The sequence below is a fragment of the Paraburkholderia xenovorans LB400 genome, from assembly GCF_000013645.1.
Taxonomy (GTDB): domain Bacteria; phylum Pseudomonadota; class Gammaproteobacteria; order Burkholderiales; family Burkholderiaceae; genus Paraburkholderia; species Paraburkholderia xenovorans.
Genome location: NC_007952.1, coordinates 672,229 through 692,380 on the forward strand (window position 1 = coordinate 672,229; position 20,152 = coordinate 692,380).

20 protein-coding genes are annotated in these 20,152 nt (G+C 62.8%); 9 read left to right on the plus strand and 11 right to left on the minus strand.

Annotated elements, in window-relative coordinates:
* Positions 1-26: 26 nt before the first annotated feature.
* A complete protein-coding gene (locus tag BXE_RS24930) occupies positions 27-626 on the minus strand; it encodes a DUF447 domain-containing protein (RefSeq protein WP_011490901.1) in 600 nt (199 codons plus the stop codon).
* Positions 627-727: 101 nt separating this feature from the next.
* On the minus strand, positions 728-802 hold the full coding sequence (gene pqqA / locus BXE_RS47925; RefSeq protein ID WP_013342881.1) for a pyrroloquinoline quinone precursor peptide PqqA: 75 nt from the start codon (positions 800-802) through the stop codon (positions 728-730).
* 495 nt (positions 803-1,297) lie between these two features.
* Here pqqA and BXE_RS24940 point away from each other — a divergent pair, with 495 nt between their 5' ends.
* The 8 genes from BXE_RS24940 to rpe all read left to right on the plus strand — a co-directional run bounded on the left by BXE_RS24940 (position 1,298) and on the right by rpe (position 10,474).
* Positions 1,298-2,797: a ribulose-bisphosphate carboxylase large subunit gene (locus BXE_RS24940; RefSeq protein ID WP_011490903.1), complete on the plus strand. Its 1,500-nt coding sequence runs from the start codon at positions 1,298-1,300 to the stop codon at positions 2,795-2,797.
* Between the two features lie 108 nt (positions 2,798-2,905).
* A complete protein-coding gene (locus tag BXE_RS24945; protein ID WP_011490904.1) occupies positions 2,906-3,334 on the plus strand; it encodes a ribulose bisphosphate carboxylase small subunit in 429 nt (142 codons plus the stop codon).
* A 55-nt stretch (positions 3,335-3,389) separates the two neighbouring features.
* The gene (gene cbbX, locus BXE_RS24950) at positions 3,390-4,439 is read left to right on the plus strand and encodes a CbbX protein (protein ID WP_011490905.1); all 1,050 of its coding nucleotides are present in this window, start codon (positions 3,390-3,392) and stop codon (positions 4,437-4,439) included.
* A gap of 26 nt (positions 4,440-4,465) precedes the next feature.
* The gene (locus tag BXE_RS24955; protein ID WP_011490906.1) at positions 4,466-5,602 is read left to right on the plus strand and encodes a class 1 fructose-bisphosphatase; all 1,137 of its coding nucleotides are present in this window, start codon (positions 4,466-4,468) and stop codon (positions 5,600-5,602) included.
* 64 nt (positions 5,603-5,666) lie between these two features.
* Entirely contained in the window at positions 5,667-6,539 is an 873-nt protein-coding gene (locus BXE_RS24960) for a phosphoribulokinase (RefSeq protein ID WP_011490907.1), read from the plus strand.
* A 46-nt stretch (positions 6,540-6,585) separates the two neighbouring features.
* A complete protein-coding gene (gene tkt / locus BXE_RS24965) occupies positions 6,586-8,628 on the plus strand; it encodes a transketolase (RefSeq protein WP_011490908.1) in 2,043 nt (680 codons plus the stop codon).
* Positions 8,629-8,687: 59 nt separating this feature from the next.
* A complete protein-coding gene (gene fba / locus BXE_RS24970) occupies positions 8,688-9,725 on the plus strand; it encodes a class II fructose-bisphosphate aldolase (RefSeq protein WP_011490909.1) in 1,038 nt (345 codons plus the stop codon).
* A gap of 29 nt (positions 9,726-9,754) precedes the next feature.
* Positions 9,755-10,474: a ribulose-phosphate 3-epimerase gene (gene rpe, locus BXE_RS24975; protein ID WP_011490910.1), complete on the plus strand. Its 720-nt coding sequence runs from the start codon at positions 9,755-9,757 to the stop codon at positions 10,472-10,474.
* A 61-nt stretch (positions 10,475-10,535) separates the two neighbouring features.
* On the opposite strand, the gene BXE_RS24980 is transcribed toward rpe, so the two are convergent.
* The 7 genes from BXE_RS24980 to BXE_RS25010 all read right to left on the minus strand — a co-directional run bounded on the left by BXE_RS24980 (position 10,536) and on the right by BXE_RS25010 (position 18,071).
* Complete coding sequence (locus BXE_RS24980; RefSeq protein WP_199577125.1) at positions 10,536-11,687, minus strand: hypothetical protein; 1,152 nt, start codon at positions 11,685-11,687, stop codon at positions 10,536-10,538.
* Positions 11,688-11,722: 35 nt separating this feature from the next.
* Complete coding sequence (locus tag BXE_RS24985; RefSeq protein WP_011490912.1) at positions 11,723-12,034, minus strand: AzlD domain-containing protein; 312 nt, start codon at positions 12,032-12,034, stop codon at positions 11,723-11,725.
* Positions 12,031-12,771: an AzlC family ABC transporter permease gene (locus BXE_RS24990; protein WP_011490913.1), complete on the minus strand. Its 741-nt coding sequence runs from the start codon at positions 12,769-12,771 to the stop codon at positions 12,031-12,033. The genes BXE_RS24985 and BXE_RS24990 overlap by 4 nt, the downstream gene beginning before the upstream one ends.
* A 146-nt stretch (positions 12,772-12,917) precedes the next feature.
* Positions 12,918-13,754, minus strand: a complete 837-nt coding sequence (locus BXE_RS24995; protein ID WP_011490914.1) for an AraC family transcriptional regulator — start codon at positions 13,752-13,754, stop codon at positions 12,918-12,920.
* Positions 13,755-13,959: 205 nt separating this feature from the next.
* Positions 13,960-15,342 carry a DUF6513 domain-containing protein gene (locus BXE_RS25000; protein WP_011490915.1) on the minus strand — a complete coding sequence of 461 codons (1,383 nt, stop codon included), beginning with the start codon at positions 15,340-15,342 and terminating at the stop codon, positions 13,960-13,962.
* Positions 15,343-15,420: 78 nt separating this feature from the next.
* Entirely contained in the window at positions 15,421-15,999 is a 579-nt protein-coding gene (locus tag BXE_RS25005; protein ID WP_011490916.1) for a flavoprotein, read from the minus strand.
* Positions 15,996-18,071, minus strand: coding sequence for a sigma-54-dependent Fis family transcriptional regulator (locus BXE_RS25010; protein ID WP_040124032.1), 2,076 nt, complete (start codon positions 18,069-18,071; stop codon positions 15,996-15,998). The genes BXE_RS25005 and BXE_RS25010 overlap by 4 nt, the downstream gene beginning before the upstream one ends.
* 439 nt (positions 18,072-18,510) lie before the next feature.
* Here BXE_RS25010 and BXE_RS25015 point away from each other — a divergent pair, with 439 nt between their 5' ends.
* Positions 18,511-19,035 (plus strand): dihydroneopterin aldolase, encoded by a 525-nt coding sequence (locus BXE_RS25015; protein ID WP_040124030.1) that lies wholly within the window; start codon positions 18,511-18,513, stop codon positions 19,033-19,035.
* Between the two features lie 68 nt (positions 19,036-19,103).
* Here the strand turns inward: BXE_RS25015 and BXE_RS25020 are convergent, their stop codons facing one another.
* Both BXE_RS25020 and fae read right to left on the minus strand, forming a co-directional pair.
* Positions 19,104-19,511: a hypothetical protein gene (locus BXE_RS25020; protein WP_011490919.1), complete on the minus strand. Its 408-nt coding sequence runs from the start codon at positions 19,509-19,511 to the stop codon at positions 19,104-19,106.
* 87 nt (positions 19,512-19,598) lie between these two features.
* Positions 19,599-20,108 carry a formaldehyde-activating enzyme gene (gene fae / locus BXE_RS25025; RefSeq protein ID WP_007176329.1) on the minus strand — a complete coding sequence of 170 codons (510 nt, stop codon included), beginning with the start codon at positions 20,106-20,108 and terminating at the stop codon, positions 19,599-19,601.
* Positions 20,109-20,152 lie beyond the last annotated feature (44 nt).

The window sequence follows — 20,152 nt, forward strand, 5'->3', positions numbered from 1 at the left end:
CGATATTCTCCGGAAGACGGGAAAAACTAGTGGGACACGAGTTCGGCGGCCGGGCCGCCGGACGCGGCGAGATTCTCGCGGTGCCGCGCGATCGCGGCGGTGAGCCAGTGCCAGGCGGTGAGTTCGGCCTCGCCCGCGGTTTTGTCGATGGCGATCTGCAGGTAGGCCATTTCCCGGTCCACCTTGTCGGCAGGCAGCATGAAAAGCCGGCTGACGAGAATCGCGCCTTCCACCACGGCCGCCTGGGCGCGGTTAAAGCCGCCGAACGGCGCATGGTTTTCGCGGTGCACGCATTTCATGCGCAGCACCGGACGCTCCTTGTCGTCGCGCAGGTCGTCGAGTTCGAGTTCCGCATGCGCGAGCGATTCGGCGAGCCTGACGCTCGCCACGCGGCTCGCCGCGAGCGTGGGCCAATCGGTTGCGCAATGCGTGACGCAGCCGGCAAAGATACGAACGTCCGTGGTGAAGTTCAGCACCGCTGCGCGCGACGCCACGATATTGTCGAGCGTCACGGACGGACGAAAAGGCGAGAGGATGACGAAGTCGCCCTCGTAACGGGCTCCCATCGGCGCGATATGAGGACGGCCATCGCACGCTGCCGTGGTGACGATCGTTTCGTGGATCATGGCTGGGAACGCGTGTCCTGGCAGCGCCGAAAGGCCGGCCGTCTAGCTAGGGATTACACAGCAAATCCGCAGAAGGGCCGCGTCTCGCGGCCCGTGCGGGCTTAACGCGTAGCGATATACATCGTGATTTCGAAACCAAAACGCATATCGGTGTAGCTCGGAGTGGTCCATTGCATACGTGTTTCCTCCAGGTATTGATACAGCGTTGCGCCGTCGGCCCGGCGTGATGCCGGACTTCATTGGCGTTGGTTACTACGCAAGCTCCATGCCGGATGTTCGACGACACGGCGTGGGCAGCGCACCGGCGCGCCGCAATACAGCGTTCGCCGAATTGCGTCGGCGCGGCCACCGGGCGCGCGGCACGATGCGGTTGCACCGCGCACTGTTCCGGGAATGCAGCAAAGTGTTCCATGACGGGCAAAGGCTACCGCTTCTGTCACGCAATGCTTGCAATTCCTATGCGAATCATTCTCTACCGATCGCAAGCGCATGTGTTGAGAATTTCGCTTCGTGGCCCGCGTTTTCGCGATCCGCGTTTTCGGTGATCGATAACGGATCGGTTAAGTCTGCCAAATAAAATCGTGAATTCTCAATGACTGCGTTCATGCCTACAGTGCACACAAGCGCTTCGTTCTTCCGGCAGCGCGCCTGTTCACTCTCGAGGATACGTCATGAACGATTTCAGTCAACCGGTGATCGATTCCATACACAAGCCGCGCGACGCGGCGAACCCTCGCGAACGGTACGCCGCGGGCGTGATGAAGTATCGCGAGATGGGCTACTGGCAGCCCGATTACGCGCCGAAAGATACCGACGTCATAGCGCTTTTTCGCATCACGCCGCAGCCCGGCGTCGATCCGGAGGAGGCGGCGGCGGCCGTGGCCGGCGAATCGTCGACGGCAACCTGGACCGTGGTGTGGACCGACCGGCTGACCGCGTGCGACATTTACCGCGCAAAAGCCTATCGCGTTGATCCGGTGCCGGCCTCGAACGCCGCCGAACCGCAGTATTTCGCGTACATCGCCTATGAACTGGATCTGTTCGAAGAAGGCTCGGTCGCCAACCTGACGGCGTCGATCATCGGCAACGTGTTCGGCTTCAAACCGCTCAAGGCGCTGCGTCTCGAAGACATGCGCATACCTGTTGCTTATCTGAAGACCTTTCAGGGGCCGCCGACCGGAATCGTCGTCGAGCGCGAACGGCTCGACAAGTACGGACGGCCGCTGCTCGGCGCGACCGTCAAGCCCAAACTGGGTTTGTCGGGCAAGAACTATGGCCGCGTCGTGTATGAAGGATTGCGCGGCGGTCTGGATTTTCTGAAGGACGACGAGAACATCAATTCGCAGGCGTTCATGCACTGGCGCGACCGTTTTCTGTTTGCGATGGAAGCGGTGAATCGCGCGCAGGCGGAGACGGGCGAGGTCAAGGGCCACTACCTGAACGTGACGGCCGGCACGATGGAGGACATGTATGAGCGCGCCGAATTCGCCAAGGAACTGGGTTCATGCATCGTGATGATCGATCTGGTGATCGGCTGGACCGCGATTCAGTCGATGGCGCGCTGGGCGCGCAGGAACGACATGATCCTGCACCTGCATCGCGCGGGGCACAGCACCTATACGCGGCAGCGCAACCACGGCATTTCGTTTCGCGTGATCGCGAAGTGGCTGCGCATGGCGGGCGTCGATCACGCGCATGCGGGCACGGCGGTCGGCAAGCTCGAAGGCGATCCGCTCTCGGTGCAGGGCTATTACAACGTGTGCCGCGAGTCGCACAACGAGGTCGACCTGTCGCGCGGCATTTTCTTCGACCAGCCGTGGGCCGGTCTGCGCAAGGTGATGCCGGTGGCCTCGGGCGGCATTCACGCGGGACAGATGCATCAGCTGCTCGATCTGTTCGGCGATGACGCGATCCTGCAGTTCGGCGGCGGCACGATCGGCCATCCGGCCGGTATTCAGGCGGGCGCGGTGGCGAATCGCGTCGCGCTCGAAGCGATGGTGAAGGCGCGCAACGAGGGCCGCGACATCGTTCACGAGGGGCCGGACATTCTCGAAGCCGCGGCGCGCTGGTGCACGCCGCTCAAGCAGGCGCTCGATACGTGGCGGGACGTGACCTTCAACTACGCGTCCACCGACACGCCGGATTTCGCCGCCACGCCGACCGCGGCCTGAGCGGCGGCCATTCAGGATTTTCAGGGCGGGTTCGACCGCAGTGCTGCCGCACTGCGCGGGAGTCTGCTGGCGCCGTTCCGAACGCTGCATTCATCAACGAGGTACGTCATGCGAATTACACAGGGCACGTTTTCCTTCCTGCCGGAATTGACCGACGAAGAGATCCGTTTGCAGATCGACTACGCGCTGAGCCAGGGCTGGGCCTGCTCGGTCGAATACACCGACGACCCGCATCCGCGCAACACGTATTGGGAAATGTGGGGCCTGCCGATGTTCGATCTGCGCGATGCGGCCGGCGTGCTGCAGGAAGTGAAGGCGTGCCGCGCGGCGCAGCCGCAGCACTACATCAAGGTCAATGCATTCGACTCGGTGCGCGGCTTCGAGACGATGCGCCTGTCGTTCATCGTCAACCGGCCGGACGAAGAGCCGGGCTTCCGCCTGACGCGCCAGGACGGGCCGGGACGCGTGCAGCGCTACGGGTTGTCGGGCTACGCGGGCGACCGGCCGTCGGGCGAACGATACGGACCCGCGCGCTAGAAGAGGGACCCGCAATGCGAGGCTCGACGAATTGCCACAAGCAAAGGGAGAGGCCATGACCGAAGCTGCCGCCATAGACGCGAACGCGCTATGTTCTGACGGACGAGACGCTGCCGCGCTACAGGACAGCCAGGACAGCCGCGCGCAAGCGCCGCAGGTCGATCTCGCCGCCCTCTATCGCGACTCCGGCATCGGCGACGTGCTTGCCGAACTCGACCGCGATCTGGTCGGCCTCGCCCCGGTGAAAACCCGCATTCGCGAGATCGCGGCGCATCTGCTCGTTGAGCGCGCGCGCGATTCGCTCGGTCTCGCGGGCGGCGCGCCCACCCTGCATATGTGTTTCTCGGGCAATCCCGGCACGGGCAAGACCACGGTCGCGCTGCGCATGGCGGAGGTGCTGCACCGGCTCGGCTACATTCGCCGCAATCATCTGGTGTCGGTCACGCGCGACGATCTGGTCGGCCAGTACATTGGCCACACCGCGCCGAAAACGCGCGATGTGCTGAAACGCGCGATGGGCGGCGTGCTTTTCATCGACGAAGCCTATTACCTGTATCGCCCGGAAAACGAACGCGATTACGGTCAGGAAGCGATCGAGATCCTGCTGCAAACAATGGAAAACCAGCGTGACGATCTGGTGGTGATTCTGGCCGGTTACGCCGCGCGCATGGAAGTGTTCTTCGAAAGCAATCCGGGCTTTCGCTCGCGCATTGCGCATCACATCACGTTTCCCGACTACGACGGCGCGGAACTGCTCGATATCGCCGAGCGCATGCTCGCGACGATGCATTACCGCTTCGACGCCGACTCGCGGCGCGCTTTCGCCGACTATCTCGCGCTGCGCACCAGGCAGGCGAATTTCGCCAACGCCCGCTCGGTGCGCAATGCGCTCGATCGCTCACGGCTGCGCCAGGCCAACCGCCTGTTCGCCACGGCGATGCAGGGCGGTGCGCCGATCGACGCAGCCGCGCTCACGCTGATCGCCGCCGCCGACGTTCGCGCGAGCCGCGTGTTCACTGAATCTGAAGCGCTCGCGGCGAACGCCGGGGCGCCTGCGTCCTCTCATGCAACGGCAACGCGCGCCGTGACGGCGCCGCCAGGCTGAACGAAAACAATCCTCAGGAGATCGCCATGCAGGACGGACGTACGACCCTTTCGAAATTTCTGATCGACACCCTCGACCGCCAGCCCTGTTCGACGGAAACGGCGCGCAACGCCGGCCTTTCGGCGCTGCTGATCGACGTCGCCGCCGCTATCAAGTCGATCTCCGCGATGCTCACCAAAGGCGCGCTCGGCGGCAACTACGGCTCCGCGCAGAGCATCAACACGCACGGCGAGGAACAGAAGAAGCTCGACGTCGCGACCAATGAAATCTTCGTGCAGCAATGCGAGTGGGACGGACTGCTCGCCGCGATGGTGTCCGAGGAAATGGAGAGCGTCTATGCGATTCCGCCGGGCTATCCGCGCGGCGATTATCTGCTCGCTTTCGATCCGCTCGACGGTTCGTCGAATATCGACATCAACGGCGTGGTGGGGTCGATCTTTTCGGTGCTGCGCAATGGCGAGGGAAATGGAAATGCCAATGAAAAAAACGGCAGCGATCCGCGCGGCACGGTCGGCGAGTCCGCGTTTCTGCGGCCGGGCTGCGAGCAGGTGGCCGCGGGCTACGCCGTCTACGGGCCATCGACCATGCTCGTGCTCTCGGTCGGCAACGGCACGCATGGTTTCACGCTGGAGCGCGAGATCGGCAACTTCGTGCTCACGCATTCGAACATCCGCATTCCCGAAGACACCGTCGAGTTCGCGATCAACGCCTCGAACGAACGGTTCTGGGAACCGCCGGTGCGCCGCTATGTGCAGGAATGCAAGGACGGGCGCAGCGGCTGCCGTGCGAGCGACTTCAATATGCGCTGGATCGCGTCGATGGTCGCCGAGGTGCATCGCATCCTGATGCGCGGCGGCGTGTTCATGTACCCGCGCGACTCGAAGACGCCTGCGATGGAAGGGCGCCTGCGGCTCCTGTATGAAGCCAACCCGATGAGCTTTCTCGTCGAACAGGCGGGCGGTCTTTCGATCACCGGGCGCGAGCGGATTCTCGACGTCGTGCCGCGCGCGCTGCATGGACGCGTGCCGGTGATCCTCGGTTCGAAGCACGAGGTGGAGCGTATTGGCCGCTATCACGGCGAATACGACCGCGGCGAAGATCAGCCCTTCACCTCGCCGCTGTTCAGCCGGCGCTCGCTGTTCCTGCCGGGTTTCACGGCCTAGCCGCCGGACAACCCGGGCTCGCGAAAGGCATCCGATCAGAACACTACTATCCGGAGACAAGCGCATGTCAGTCAAACACCCGATCATTGCGGTGACCGGTTCGAGCGGCGCCGGCACCACGACCGTGATGAAGAGCTTCACCCATATTTTCCGGCGCGAAAAAATCAACGCGCAGATCGTGGAAGGGGACGCTTTTCATCGTTATGACCGCAACGGCATGCGCGAGGCCATGAAGCAGCACGAGCGGGATGGCGCACCGAATTTCAGCCATTTCGGACCGGAAGCGAATCTGCTCGAAGACCTCGAGACCCTGTTCGCCAGTTATGGCGAGAACGGCACCGGCAGGCTGCGCCACTACGTTCATGACGAAGGCGAAACGCGGCTCTACAAGCAGGATGCCGGTACCTTCACGCCGTGGGAGGAGGTGACGCCCGACACCGACCTGATGTTCTACGAGGGCCTGCATGGCGCAGCCGTGACCGACGATATCGACATTGCGCGGCACGCGGACCTGCTGATCGGCGTGGTACCGATCATCAATCTCGAATGGATTCAGAAACTGCATCGCGACCAGACCATGCGCGGCTACTCGCACGAGGCCGTGGTCGATACGATCCTGCGGCGCATGCCGGACTACGTGAACTACATTTGCCCGCAATTCTCGCGCACACACGTGAACTTCCAGCGCGTGCCGACCGTGGATACGTCGAATCCGTTTATCGCCCGTGAGATTCCGCAGCCCGACGAGAGCTTTGTCGTGATCCGTTTTGCGCGCCCGAAGGGGATCGACTTCCAGTATCTGCTGACCATGCTGCACGACTCGTTCATGTCGCGGCCGAATGTGATCGTCGTGCCGGGCGGCAAGATGGGGCTCGCGATGCAGCTGATTTTCACGCCGATGATTCTGCAACTGATCGACCGGCGGGCGCGCGCGTGACGCGCGGTGCAAAACGGTTTATCCATTTCGTGCAAGGAGACATTCGATGAGTGCCGTCGCAGAATCCGTCGCAATACCCGCGACCCGGCTGATGGCCGACGCGCTGCGCATGCTCGCGATCGACGCGGTCGAAGCCGCGAAGTCCGGTCATCCGGGCATGCCGCTCGGCATGGCCGAGATTGCCGTCGCGCTGTGGGACCGGCATCTGAAGCACAACCCGCGCAATCCCGCGTGGCCCGATCGCGACCGCTTCGTGCTGTCGAACGGGCACGGTGCGATGCTGTTGTATGGCCTGCTGCATCTCACCGGCTACGATCTGCCGATCGACGAACTCAGGCGCTTCAGGCAACTGTACAGCAGGACGCCGGGGCATCCGGAGGTGGGCGTGACCCCTGGCGTGGAAACGACCACCGGGCCGCTCGGGCAGGGGCTCGCCAATGCTGTCGGCATGGCGCTCGCCGAGGCGCTGCTCGCGCGCGAATTCAACCGGCCCGGCCATTCGATCGTCGATCACCGCACGTATGTGTTCGTCGGCGACGGTTGCATGATGGAAGGCATTTCGCACGAGGCGGCTTCGCTCGCCGGCACGTTGAAGCTCGACAAGCTCACGGTGCTGTATGACGACAACGGCATCTCGATCGACGGCCACGTCTCGCAGTGGTTCAGCGACGACACGCCCGCGCGTTTTGCGGCCTACGGCTGGCATGTGGTACGCGAGGTGGACGGACATGACGTGGACGCGGTCGATCGGGCTCTCTCGCGCGCACGCGCAGCCGGCCGGCCGACGCTGATCTGCTGCCGCACGGTGATCGGCAAAGGCTCGCCCTCGAAAGCGGGCACGCACGACGTGCACGGCGCGCCGCTCGGGGCCGACGAAGTTGCGAACACGCGGCGCGCGCTCGGCTGGCCGCATGCGCCGTTCGCTATGCCTGCCGAGGTTCGCACGCTGTGGGACGCGAGCGAGCGTGGCGCGGCCACAGAAGCCGACTGGAACACGCGTTTCGAAGCGTATCGCAAGCACTATCCGCATGAAGCCGCCGAGTTCGAGCGAAGGACGCAACGCACGCTGCCCGTGCAGTGGCGCGACACGGTCCGCGCGATGGTGAGCGACGCGGACCACGCGGGCGAATCGATCGCGACCCGCAAGGCCTCGCAACAGGCGATTGCCGTGCTGGCTCGCGCATTGCCGGAATTGCTGGGCGGTTCGGCCGACCTGACCGGCTCGAACCTCACCAACTGGAAAACCGCGGTCGATGTTCATGCCGACGACAGCGGCCTGCAAGGCGGCAACTATCTGCACTTCGGCGTGCGCGAATTCGGCATGAGCGCGGTGATGAACGGTATTGCGCTGCATCGCGGACATATTCCGTTCGGCGGCACCTTTCTCACGTTCTCCGACTACTCACGCAGCGCGCTGCGCATGGCCGCGCTGATGAAGACCCGTGCGATTTTCGTGTTCACGCACGACTCGATCGGCCTCGGCGAAGACGGGCCGACACATCAGTCCGTGGAGCACGCGGCGAGCTTGCGGCTCATTCCCGGGCTCGACGTCTGGCGTCCGTGCGACACGGTCGAGACCGCGCAGGCGTGGGCGAGCGCGGTGGAACGCGATGGGCCGTCGTGCCTGCTGCTGAGCCGCCAGAATCTGCCGTTCGCCGCGCGCAGCGCTGAACAGATCGACGCGATCGAGCGCGGCGGCTATGTGTTGCGTGACTGGCCTGCGGAACGGGCGCAAACGCGGATCGTGCTGATCGCCACCGGTTCGGAAGTCTCGCTCGCGCTCGATGCCGTCGCGCCGCTCGCGCAAGCCGGCATCGCCGCGCGGGTCGTGTCGATGCCGTCCACCAGCGTATTCGACCGGCAGCCCGCCGCATGGCGCGACGCGGTGCTGCCGCCGCGGGTGCCGCGCGTCGCGGTGGAAGCGGGCGTGCGCGCGTTCTGGCGGCAATACGTGGGCCTCGAAGGCGGCGTGGTGGGCATTGATACGTTCGGCGAATCCGCCCCCGCCGCGGCGCTGTTCGAGCATTTCGGTCTGACCGCGCGCGCGGTGGTGGACGAAGCCCGCCGTGTCGCGCAACTCGCGCGTTAAACCCGAACCCGCGGCACGCGCGGCGCGCCATGACCCGATCCGATTTCGAGGAGTTTGCGATGGCCTTCATAGCACTGCGGCAACTATTGGACCACGCGGCCGAGCACGGCTACGGCGTGCCCGCCTTCAACGTCAACAACATGGAGCAGATCCACGCGATCATGCAGGCCGCCGAGGCGACGTCGAGCCCGGTGATCTTGCAGGCGTCGGCGGGCGCTCGCAAGTATGCGGGCGAGCCGTATCTGCGCCATCTGGTGCTCGCGGCGCTCGAAGCGCATCCGGATATCCCGCTCGTGCTGCACCAGGATCACGGCGCGAGCCCGGCGGTGTGTCAGCAGGCGATCCGCTCGGGCTTCACGTCGGTGATGATGGATGGCTCCTTGCTGCCCGACCAGAAGACGCCCGCCGCGTACGAGTACAACGTCGATGTGAGTCGGCGGGTTGTCGAGGCGGCGCACGCAGTGGGCGTTTCCGTGGAAGGTGAACTGGGTTGTCTCGGCTCGCTCGAAACCGGCACGGCGGGTGACGAGGACGGCGTCGGCGCCGAAGGCCAACTCTCGCGCGACGATCTGCTCACCGATCCGCGCGAGGCGCAGATTTTCGTGGAGGCGACCGGCGTCGACGCGTTGGCGATTGCGATCGGCACGTCGCATGGCGCGTACAAATTCAGCCGTCAGCCGACCGGCGATATTCTGGCCATCGACCGGATCGTCGAAATTCACGAGCGGATTCCGAATACGCATCTCGTGATGCACGGTTCGTCTTCGGTGCCGCAGGAGTGGCTCGCGGTGATCCGCGAATACGGCGGCGAGATTCCCACCACCTACGGCGTACCCGTCGAGGAAATCCAGCGCGGCATTGCGCATGGCGTGCGCAAGGTCAATATCGACACCGACATCCGGCTCGCAATGAGCGGCGCGATGCGCAAGTCGATGGCGAATGCGCGCGCCGAGTTCGACCCGCGCGCGGCATTGAAGGCGGCGACGGCGGCGGCCAGCGCGATTTGCGTCGAACGGTTCGAAGCGTTCGGCTGTGCGGGCCAGGCCTCGCGCATCAAGCCGCTGCCGCTCGATGCGATGGCGCGCCGGTATCACTGAACCATTCACCTGTTCGCAAGGAGACGGCCATGCGCGATTTTCTGATAGCCCCGTCGTTGTTGTCCGCGGATTTTGCCCGCCTTGCCGACGAAATTCGCGACGTCACGGCGGCCGGCGCCGACTGGATTCATCTGGACGTGATGGACAATCACTACGTGCCGAACCTCACGGTCGGGCCGCTCGTGTGCGCGGCGATTCGCCCGCATACGTCCGTGCCGATCGACGTGCATCTGATGACGATGCCCGTCGATTCGCTCGTGGCGGGCTTTGCCGAGGCAGGCGCGAATACGATCAGCTTCCATCCGGAAGCGTCGCTGCACGTGCACCGGACCATCGAACTCATCAAGTCGAGCGGTGCGCGCGCCGGACTCGCCCTCAATCCGGCCACGCCGCTCGCGGTGCTCGATCATGTGATCGAGCGGCTCGACGTGGTGCTGGTTATGTCGGTGAATCCGGGTTTTGGCGGGCAGGCGTTCATTCCGGAAACGCTGGATAAACTGCGCGCCTTGCGCGAACGGGTCGATGCGACGATGCAGCGAACGGGACGGTTGTTGCTGATCGAGGTGGATGGCGGCGTGAAGGCGGCGAACATCGCGCGGATCGCGGCGTCGGGGGCGGACGTGTTCGTGGCGGGGTCGGCGGTGTTCGGTGCGGACGACTACGCACAGGCGATCGGGGAGATGCGCGACGAGCTTGAGCGGGTGAGTGACGAGAGTGAAGGCGCAGGGGTTTTGGCGGTGGTGCGATAGGGCGCGCGGGAAATGCCCCACAGTGCATGCGAATTACATCCCGCGCCGGGCGCCTCTCCAATCAGTTGAGCCGGTAGTTCAGATTTCCAACATGCACGGCATCAGATGCACTGAGGCGTTCGAAGACATGATCCAGGCAATGATCGAATCCCCAGATTTCCGTGTAGTCGTATCTGCCTTCCGCCACCAGTTTGACGGCATCCGCCTCACGCAAGGCGGCATAGTCGTGCCACTGCCGGGTGCTGCCGAACCGGTGATGCCAGTCATGGCAGACGAGGGAGCCCTGAACGATGAGCATGCGGCACGGCAGGTGAAAAAACAGATGGGCAATGGACCACTTCAGCCACGGCACGAGATGGACGATACCCCAACCGGCCGGACATGCCGAGCCACAGAAGCGCCCGAGACTGTTTCTGACGTGGCTTTCACGCACGCTTTCAGGCGGTAGCCTCAGGAGCCAGACATGTTCCGTCAGCAAGTGCAGCAAGGAAGCCGCCTGATAAACCACGACATACGGAACGACCACGATCGCCACAAAGAACAATGTGCCAAAGTGTGCCGCGAAAACTGCCAGCGAGATCAACCAGAGGACCGACATACAAAGACGATATAGCCGCACGCTTACGAGGTTGGATTTGAGCCGACCCCAGAAGAACGTCAGGTGGAATGCCGGGTTGAGCAGCGTGATCACGAGATTGCGATACAGCGCGCCCTTGCTTTTTCCGGGCGTGAAGCCCAGTTTGTAGATCGCCGCCAGATCTTTGTCATTCAGCGTCGAAAAATCGCGCCCGTGGTGTTCGTAGACGTGAAATCGCCGATATGACTCGTAAGGCTGAACGATCAGCAACGTGGACAGGACCTCGCATAGCGCCTGATTGACTATCGGCTTGCGGGTCAGGTGGCCGTGTACGCCATGATGGATGATCGTTGCCACCACGTAACGGGCGCCGGAGACAGAGAACAGCACGCCTACCGAGTAGAGAAGCATATCGACGAAACACCCGTGCGTTGCTCCCAATGCGTAACTGCTCAAGGTGGTTCCGCCCGCGCACCAGAGCAGGGACCAGAACAGCATTTCAAGGGAACTGGACCGCCAGAGCGGGCTGCGCCCGTTGATCTCTTTCCCCGTCAGCCATGTCCAGACACCTTGAAGAGGCAAAATACGATATGAATCGCGTATCGCACAGGAATCCTTATAAGTTTTTGTATGCAAAACAATTTCCTTAATAAAACTACGAGAAACGTTCTTTACAGGAATCGCGCAAGCAGATAAAAAACGGCGAGACTCATGACGACAGACAGCACGACGCTGCGGATCACGAGTGCGAAGACGACGCTAAACGCCGCGCCCAGGAAGTAAGGGTTACCCGGAAAACTGCGAAGCAAGCCTTTATCCATCAGGATGATCGGCGCACAAATCGCTGTGAGCAGGCAGGGAGCCGAATATTCGAGCGCATTGCTCAAAAGACGGGGCAGTTTGACTGGAACCTTGGGTTCCAGAAATACATATCGGTTGAAGAAAACAACCGCCGCCAGAGTCAGGATCAGCCACCAGCTCATGGCGCTTCCTTCCGCAGGCGCGCGACAAACGACGAGAAGAACATGCCGCTCACGCCGGCAATCACGATCGCGCCGCCCACATGAAAATAGGACAGCAGCATGGAAGTCAGCAGCGAAAACAGAACGCCCGAAAGCACGCTGATTTTCCGGATCATGGGGATCACGATTGCGGCGAACGTGGCCACAATGGAAAAATCGAGGTGGTAGCGGCTCAGATCCGGGACGGAAGCGGCTGTGAAGATTCCAAGCAGGCTGAAGAGATTCCAGCTCAGATAAAAAGCCAGTCCCGCCCCGATCAGATAGCCAGGTGTCAATTGACTTTTTATTTTGCTGGCGCTGCTGAGTGCAAAGAGTTCGTCGGTGAGCAGAAAGCCGATAGGCAGCCGGTGACGTTTGCGCAGAGTCGACACGTAGCCTCGAAGGTTCAGCCCATAGAGAAAGTGCTGGGCGGTGATCAGGAAAACCGAAACGATGATGGTCAATGCGCTTGCGCCGGACATATGCAATCCGAGTGTCACGAGCTGCGCGGCGCCGGCGAAGACGATCGCCGACATACCAATGCTTTGCCACAGGGTCAGCCCGGACTGCACCGCCATCGAGCCGGCGAGTATTCCCCACGGCAGGACGGAGAGACAGAGAGGCAACATGTTAAGAGCGCCGAGAAAAGCCCCGCCGTGGGCGAGGTCGCGCTCATGTGCGCCTGAAGCGCACTCGAGAGTATTTTTATTACGTGTCATGCCGTTGCACCGGAGAGTGGACTGTGAGTCTACGAATGCGGCGGCGTCGCGTATTGAACAATCTTGCGGAGTTCCGCATCGCCTGCGCGGTGCGTTGCTGCGGTGACTTTATGTCGAGGCAGAGGCGTGCGGCAGGCAGACGGCTGTCACGCCGATAGCGACGGCAGTGTGCGAATGAATTCGCCCGGTGTAATGCCGAAGGAACTCTTGAAATGCCGGTTGAAGTGGCTTTGATCCGAAAATCGGCAGCGTGCGGCGACAACGGGAATGGGCAGGCCTCGTCGCAGTAACTGCCGGGCTCGCTTCAGCCGCGCCTGGATTAGCCACGCGTGGGGCGGTAGGCCCACCTGTTTCTTGAACTGCCGAAGAAAATGCCACGGGCTGAGGTGCGCCATTTCGGCCAGCTGGGTAAGGGAATAATCCTCCTCAGGGCAGCTCGCGATGAGATCCTTGATGATGCGAAGCGGCTGTCCCACACTGGGTAGCTCGCGAGCGAACGCTGGAGTGCGGCCGTGGCGCATCACCAGCGAGGCGATTGATGAAAGAAGCAGACTTTCCTTCAGCAATCTGTCGCCGTCTCGGGTCAGCAAATTGAACACCAGCCGGAACTGTTCGGCCAGTCCCGGATCGTGGACGACTGCCTCGGGAAACCAGGGAACGGTGCCGTTGGCGTTGATGAGATCGCGGGACAACAGCAGCATCAGGTCGGGATGCGGGTAAATGGCGCGATAGGCCCAGCCCGTTTCCACGCCAGGCGACCCAGTGTGAATCTCGTCCGCATTGACCAGGATGATGTCGCCTTTGGGGGCGACGTGCTCCCCGCCGGTGCGATAAAAACGCTGTACGCCCTCTTCAATGACGCCAATGCAGAAGGTCTCATGCACATGGCGGGCAAATCGTTGCCGGTGATAGCTTGCCTGCAGGAGGCTCAACCCGCTGAATTCATCCAGATGAAAGAATTTGGCCTGTTCTCTAGTTTCCATTTCCCTTGCTATGCATGGCAAATACGATTGACCCCATGTTTAGAACAAAATTGCTGTTGGCTCTATCTGGAGCGCTGCAAGAGATCGCCTTGGCTTGCCGATTTTTTTACTGGGTGACCGATGCAACACACTGTCCGCGATCGGCGGCACGGTGTCAAATAAAGAGATACGACCGCCGGTCGGCTGTGCGCGCGGGTGTCCGTGCTTACCCCTTCTTCCTGGTCTCTCCCGGTTCACGCCACACCATCAAATCCTGCTCATTCCGATCGAGCGCGCACCCCCAGTCAAGCGGTTGATCCTGATCGAACCGCTTGCCCAACCGCCACGCAATCTCCGCACGCGCCAACTGAACACCCATATAAAACGCGTGTCCGCCATCGGCTTCCAGATGCAACGCCGGGTAAAGCGCAAACGGATCATGGCCTTTGCGATGTCCATCCCGGTTGTAGACATGAATGCCGTCGGTACTGATCTGGACGCGAAAGTTAGGATCCCGTATATCGCGAGCGAACTCGTCGATTTCGGCGGCGCTGTATGGAAATGGGCGTTTGGCGTGAACCGTCGCGAGATCGCTGTCGATGCCCTTGGGCAGCACCTGCGCCTCGCGCGCGGCGTGCATCACCCGGCGAGCCACGTCCGCTTCGCGCACCGCGCGCCGCGCATGCAGGCTGACGGACGTGGTGAGCACCGCGCTCACGCGAAGCTCCGCTGCGATGCCGAGCAGGACCGCGTTGATGCCGCTGGTGTCGGCCTCGGTCAACTCGGTCACGTTGCCGATGCCCATCATGATGGCGACGTCCGGGTAGCGCTCGCGCAACCGGACATAACGCGCAATCGATGCGGCGAGGCCGAACGGAATCGGATCGAGAATCGGGTCGGCGAGAAACGCGCGCCCGCGCGCGGCGAGGAGGTCGATCGCGGCGTCGAGCGAGGCGGGGTCGCCCGGTTCGCGGGCAACGAGGACCGGCGTGGACGGCACCTCGTCCGCGATCCATAGCGTATCGAGGTTCAGGCTCAGCAGATAATCCGCGCCCGCGCGGCCGCCGCGCAGCAGTTCATCGCCGCTCATCGAATCGACGCTTACGCGATACCCTTCGTCTTTCAGCAGGCGCACCGCGTCTTCGAGATGCGGAAACGGCGTTTCGGGCAGGCAGCCAATGTCGATCACATCGGCACCCTGCGCGGCATACTCGCGCGCCCGCGCGGCGATGCCGTCCAGATCGAGCCGCGGTGCATCGATGATCTCGGCAAAAATGTCGGTCTCGTAACGCGTTAGATCGAACGGCTGCGCCTCGCGGCCGAAGAATTGCGGCAGGTCCTTGACCTCTTCCGGACCGCGCTCGAACGGCACACCGTAGTGTTCGGTCAGCGCGGCGAGATCGCCGCGGCAGCGGCCGGGCACGATCACGCGCTGCGCGGCGAGTGGCGCGGGCACCCGGCGGCGGATCAGATCCGCTGTCATGAGCGCGGCGACCTGCAGGCCGATTTCGCGGATTTCCCAAGTGAACGGCGTGGGCGCCATGCTTTCGAGCACGCGCAGCAGGCTCTTTTCGGCGAGCCGGCCAGTCAGGAAGACGATGTGATCCATGTCAGTGCGCGCTGGGCTGCCCCAAACGTGCTGCCTCCCGCTCGGGAGGCAGCGAACGCAGGGAGCGTAAATGCCGTTTCATGCGAGATCGAGTGTCGACAGGCGTTCACCGAGCGCCGCTTTCAGTTCGTCCAGCGAGCGGACGAGCGTCGTATATTCGAAGCGGGACAGGCGCTCCACATTGTCGAGTTCGATTGCCCGCGGACGCAGCTCCACCCACTCGTTCGGGCTTTGCGTGACTACGGTCGGTTCGGTGTCGCATGCAAAGACAATGCCCGGAATGCACTGCTTGCCGGCTTGCGCGTACATATTGGTGGGCAACGTATCGGAGATGCCGAACGCACATTTGGCGACGGTGTTGCTGGTGGCCGGCGCGATCACGACCGTGTGATACATGCCGTGATAGAGCATGCCGACCGGCACGCCGCTCGCGCTATTGTCGCGAAACACGCGGAAGTGCTTGCGCAGCCTCGGTAACGCCCAGCCGTAGAGCGGCAGAACTTCTTCCGCGGCTGCGGAAAGGAACAGGTCGGCGCGCGGCAACTCCAGTGCGAGCGCGATCGATTCGTCGAGCAGATGGCCAGAGCCGGTTACGCACCACGCGAAGCGCGCATCGGGCTTGAAGTCCGCGAGATTGCGAGCGGGCGCCTGGGTCATGCGCTGAAAGGCGGCGATTCTTCGGATGGCGAATCGTCGGGCGGCAATCCGTCGGGCGCCGAGCCGTCGTGCGACAGACGGATATGCAGCCGGCGCATCTTGCGGTACAGCGTGTTGCGGCTGATGCTGAGCGCCTTCGCAACGTTGCTGACGTTCCAGCGATGCTCGTCGAGCAGCGTAAGCACGGTCCCGCGTTCGTTCAACTGAATCGCATTGAGCGAGGAGAGATCCGCTTCGTCGGCCGGATGCGGCTCGAAGTCCGCCGCTGCCGTGCGCGAAACGGCGAGCAGCCCGGTTTCCGGCCCACGTTGTGTGATTTCGGCAGGCAGGTCCTCGCAACGGATTGGTTGTCCGTCGCATAGCGCGATGGCCATCTGCAATACGTGGCGCAACTGGCGGATATTGCCGGGCCACGCATAGGTCAGCAACGCGTGCTCGGCCTCCGGCGTCAACTCGGGCGGATCGTTGTCGGACTCGTTTTCGAGCAGATGATGAATCAGCGCGAGCTTGTCGATCCGTTCGCTAAGCGGCGGCAGATTCAGTTCGACGCCCTTGAGCCGGTAGTACAGGTCTTCGCGGAACTGACCGCCATGCACGAGTTCGAGCAGATTGCGGTGACTGGCGCTAATGAGCTGAAAATCCACCTTGATGGTCGTTTCCGCGCCGAGCGGCGTGACTTCGTGCTCTTCGATCACGCGCAGAAGCCGCGCCTGCAACGAGAGCGGCATGTCGCCGATTTCATCGAGAAAGAGGGTGCCGCCGTTGGCCTGCACGATCTTGCCGCGCCGTCCTTCGCGCTGGGCGCCGGTAAACGCGCCGGCACGATAGCCGAACAGCTCGCTTTCGATCAGGTTTTCTGGCAGCGATGCGCAATTCACCGGCACGAACGGGCCTGCCGCGTGCGGGCTGATGCTATGCAGCGCCTGCGCGAAGACTTCCTTGCCGGTGCCCGTTTGGCCTCTCAGGATGATCGGAATCTTGCGCTGGACCACGCGCGCCGCGAGCTGGATTTGCGAAGCCATGCGCGGGTCGCCGAACTCCAGGTGCGCGATTTCGTCGAGCCGTGCCGGCGCCGGCCGTTTGTCCGCGGCGCTCGCGCGCGCGCCCGGCGCTGTTATCGCCACCCGCGTGCCGCGCTCCGCGCTGTTTTGCGGCGTCTGCGCGACGAGAAAGAAGCGGTTGGTCGCGTTCGCGCTATACACGGTGACCGGATGAAACGACCCGCGAATGCTGCGCGCGATCATGTCTTCGAGCGACGCATTGAAGGCTTCCTCGATACGCCGGCCGCGCAATTCGCCGAGCGTGCGGAAGCCGAGCTGGAAGAGGGCGCTGCGGTTCGCGGCGAGCACCGTGCTGTCGTCCGCTACCGCCAGTTTGCCGCCGTGCAGCGTACCGACGAATTCCGGGCGGCTATGGAAATGAATCATGTTCGCGTGCCGGTAACGCGCATCCAGCAGACGGTTCTCGATCATTTGCCGCGACATGCCGACCAGCACCAGCGAATGCTGCTGCAACAGCTTCGAGCGGCTCGTTACGTCCAGCACGCCGGCAATCTCGCCGCGGTCATCGAAAATCGGCGCGGCGGAGCAGGTGAGCGACGTATAGCGCGGATAGAAATGTTCATGCTGGCAGACGGCGATGCAGTCGCGCTCGGCCAGACACGTGCCCATGCCGTTCGTGCCGGCCTCGCGCTCGCTCCACAACGCGCCGACGCGAAAGCCGTCCGCCGCGACTGCCTCGGCGAAAGGCACCGACGAAACCTGATGGACGATCATGCCGCCCGCGTCGACCAGCACGACCGCCAGTTCGGGATCGGCCAGTTGCTGATAAAGCGTGGTCATTTCGAGCTTCGAACACGCGATCAGATCGCCCATTGCTTCGCGGCGCGAACTTAGTTCGTAGTCCGTCAGGACAGGTGGCGTGACAAAACGGGAAGGGTCGAGCCGGAATTCGTTCATGCAGCGCGCCCACGATTGAGCGACGGGCTCGCTCGTTGGGCGCGTGGCCAATTGATGGTTGACGACGTTCAGAACTTCACGGACGTGCAGAGTGCTGTCAGCGAGCAACGACATGGGGCCTGTCTCCGTTGCGTCAGTTCGTGCGCGCCGGTTCGCATTGCGTTGCGGATGCTCTGCTTCGCCATGCGCGTCACGAGTGCCGCTTTATCGATACTGTCTTCCCCTCGCGCTGCGGCTTCTGCCGTCCGTATGCGCACTGAGTGATTCGCCCTTGTAGCAAGGCGTCGGCTTAAAACTGTACGCCGGATGTCGCTGCCGTTCAATAAGAAGTCGCAATAACCCTACATGGCGTGCCCGATTTTTGCTTTTATTGATGCCACGCCGTTGCGGACGCTTTTCGCCTGCCGGCGGCGAGAACGTGTTGCAGGTTTGGCGCAGAGTGCTTCGCTTCCTGTCACCTTTGAACCGCTTTGTGTTTACCCTTTTGCGTTTACCCGGATCCCGTCTGCCAACCCGTTTGCTCACTATTTGCCGCACTGCGGCGGAGTACATCATGGACCGTATCGATACCGTTCGCCTTGCCAGTTTCTCCGCTGCCGGCGCGCCGGGCGCCACTGCCCCGTCCGGGCCGCTCTCTACCGGCACGCTGCCCGGGCGCATGGACATCGTCTTTATCGAGAACTTTGTCGGTCAGACGATTATCGGTATCGACAGCAGCGAGCAGCATGTCTTGCAGCCGGTGAGAATGAATCTCGCAATCGGGGTTCCTTCCATCCGCGCGTGCACGACCGATCGCATCGAGGACACGATAAATTATGCGGCGGTCCGCAGTGCGCTGCATGCGCTGCTCGCCTCGCACGGCGTGCGGCTGCTCGAAGCGCTTGCCGAAGCGGTAGCGCGTTTGCTGATTACGGACTTCGGCGCTCACTGGGTGCGCGTCGCGCTCGCCAAACCCGCCAAGTTCGATGACGTGTCGGCCGTCGGCGTGCAGATCGAGCGGCAGCGTAGCGACATGCAGCAAGCGGCTGCCGGGCTCGCGGATTATGCGTCGCTCGGGGCGGGGCTGATTCCGAATTGAGCGCGACAGAAGGCAAGCGGCGCCATGGCCGGCGCCGCTTGCCTTCATGCTGAACGTTACACGCCCGGCTATTTCGCCGACGCCGTCTTGTCGGGGCCGAGTCCGCAACTGTGATAGGCCTGGGTCTGCAGCGTGCGGAATTTCTTTGTCTGTGCTTTCGCGTGGTCGACCCGGAACTCCGAACCGCCTTCGCCGCCCAGGGTGGCGTACTTCGAGAAGGTCGATTGGGCGACGAAGTCGTCGTAGGACAGCGCAGTGGCCATCTTGTCGATCACGCACGAGCATTTATAGACGTTCACGAAATCGTGTCCGTTGTCGTCCATGCAGCTCAACACGTATTCGACGCGCCCCTGCGTCGGGTAGTTGTAGCCTCCCGCCGGGGCCGGCGCCGTGGGCGCGTCGCCGTCCGCCCAGGCGAGCGTCGTTGCGAGCGCGAAGCAGGCGCAGGCGGCCAGCGCACGACATCGTATGGTCATCTCATGCCTCTATCAAAGGGTTTGCGCTTCAGTTCAGGGCCCGCGCAACGGCGGGCGCCTGTCGCATCCACGCGAACTCGCGCGCCCTCAGTTCGGTGCAAACGGATGCGCGACGCTGCCCTTTTTCGCCACCACCTCCGCGGCACTCGGCTCGCCGGCGACAGCGCGCTGGATCGCCTCGCGCGTGGCCTTGTAGTTGAACTCCTGAATCTTCTTGTCGTCGTCCGCCTGCCAGTGAATGAAGACGCCGACGCACAGGAACAGGTCGTCCGCCTCGTCTTTCGGAATCGTGCCGTCCTCGACGCTGTCCGCGACAGCGAGCGCCACGGCATGCTGCGCGGGACCGAACATCTGCACCGCCTGTTTGGCGCCCTTGATGGTGACCTTGTTGAACAGGATCGTGTTCGGCTTGGTGAGGAGGTTCGGCGCGATGACGGCGAGCAGCGATGTGAAGCCATCCTTATTATTGGTGAGCGCATTGCAGAATGCGGTTTCCGCAGCCGAACCGCGCGGTCCGATCAGCAAGTCGATGTGTGCGACCTCGTTGCCGTCGCCGACGAGCGACTCTCCTATCAGGACGCGATTGATCTTGGCCATTCTGTTCCTCCAATGAGTGGAATACGGACTTGCTGACTGACATG

Excerpts from the sequence above, each read along its gene's own strand:
- BXE_RS24930 (WP_011490901.1), bottom strand. The coding sequence starts at position 626 with ATGATCCACGAAACGATCGTCACCACGGCAGCGTGCGATGGCCGTCCT.
- BXE_RS24940 (WP_011490903.1), top strand. The coding sequence starts at position 1,298 with ATGAACGATTTCAGTCAACCGGTGATCGATTCCATACACAAGCCGCGC.
- BXE_RS24945 (WP_011490904.1), top strand. The coding sequence starts at position 2,906 with ATGCGAATTACACAGGGCACGTTTTCCTTCCTGCCGGAATTGACCGAC.
- cbbX (WP_011490905.1), top strand. The coding sequence starts at position 3,390 with ATGACCGAAGCTGCCGCCATAGACGCGAACGCGCTATGTTCTGACGGA.
- BXE_RS24955 (WP_011490906.1), top strand. The coding sequence starts at position 4,466 with ATGCAGGACGGACGTACGACCCTTTCGAAATTTCTGATCGACACCCTC.
- BXE_RS24960 (WP_011490907.1), top strand. The coding sequence starts at position 5,667 with ATGTCAGTCAAACACCCGATCATTGCGGTGACCGGTTCGAGCGGCGCC.
- tkt (WP_011490908.1), top strand. The coding sequence starts at position 6,586 with ATGAGTGCCGTCGCAGAATCCGTCGCAATACCCGCGACCCGGCTGATG.
- fba (WP_011490909.1), top strand. The coding sequence starts at position 8,688 with ATGGCCTTCATAGCACTGCGGCAACTATTGGACCACGCGGCCGAGCAC.
- rpe (WP_011490910.1), top strand. The coding sequence starts at position 9,755 with ATGCGCGATTTTCTGATAGCCCCGTCGTTGTTGTCCGCGGATTTTGCC.
- BXE_RS24985 (WP_011490912.1), bottom strand. The coding sequence starts at position 12,034 with ATGAGCTGGTGGCTGATCCTGACTCTGGCGGCGGTTGTTTTCTTCAAC.
- BXE_RS24990 (WP_011490913.1), bottom strand. The coding sequence starts at position 12,771 with ATGACACGTAATAAAAATACTCTCGAGTGCGCTTCAGGCGCACATGAG.
- BXE_RS24995 (WP_011490914.1), bottom strand. The coding sequence starts at position 13,754 with ATGGAAACTAGAGAACAGGCCAAATTCTTTCATCTGGATGAATTCAGC.
- BXE_RS25000 (WP_011490915.1), bottom strand. The coding sequence starts at position 15,342 with ATGGATCACATCGTCTTCCTGACTGGCCGGCTCGCCGAAAAGAGCCTG.
- BXE_RS25005 (WP_011490916.1), bottom strand. The coding sequence starts at position 15,999 with ATGACCCAGGCGCCCGCTCGCAATCTCGCGGACTTCAAGCCCGATGCG.
- BXE_RS25010 (WP_040124032.1), bottom strand. The coding sequence starts at position 18,071 with ATGTCGTTGCTCGCTGACAGCACTCTGCACGTCCGTGAAGTTCTGAAC.
- BXE_RS25015 (WP_040124030.1), top strand. The coding sequence starts at position 18,511 with ATGGACCGTATCGATACCGTTCGCCTTGCCAGTTTCTCCGCTGCCGGC.
- BXE_RS25020 (WP_011490919.1), bottom strand. The coding sequence starts at position 19,511 with ATGACCATACGATGTCGTGCGCTGGCCGCCTGCGCCTGCTTCGCGCTC.
- fae (WP_007176329.1), bottom strand. The coding sequence starts at position 20,108 with ATGGCCAAGATCAATCGCGTCCTGATAGGAGAGTCGCTCGTCGGCGAC.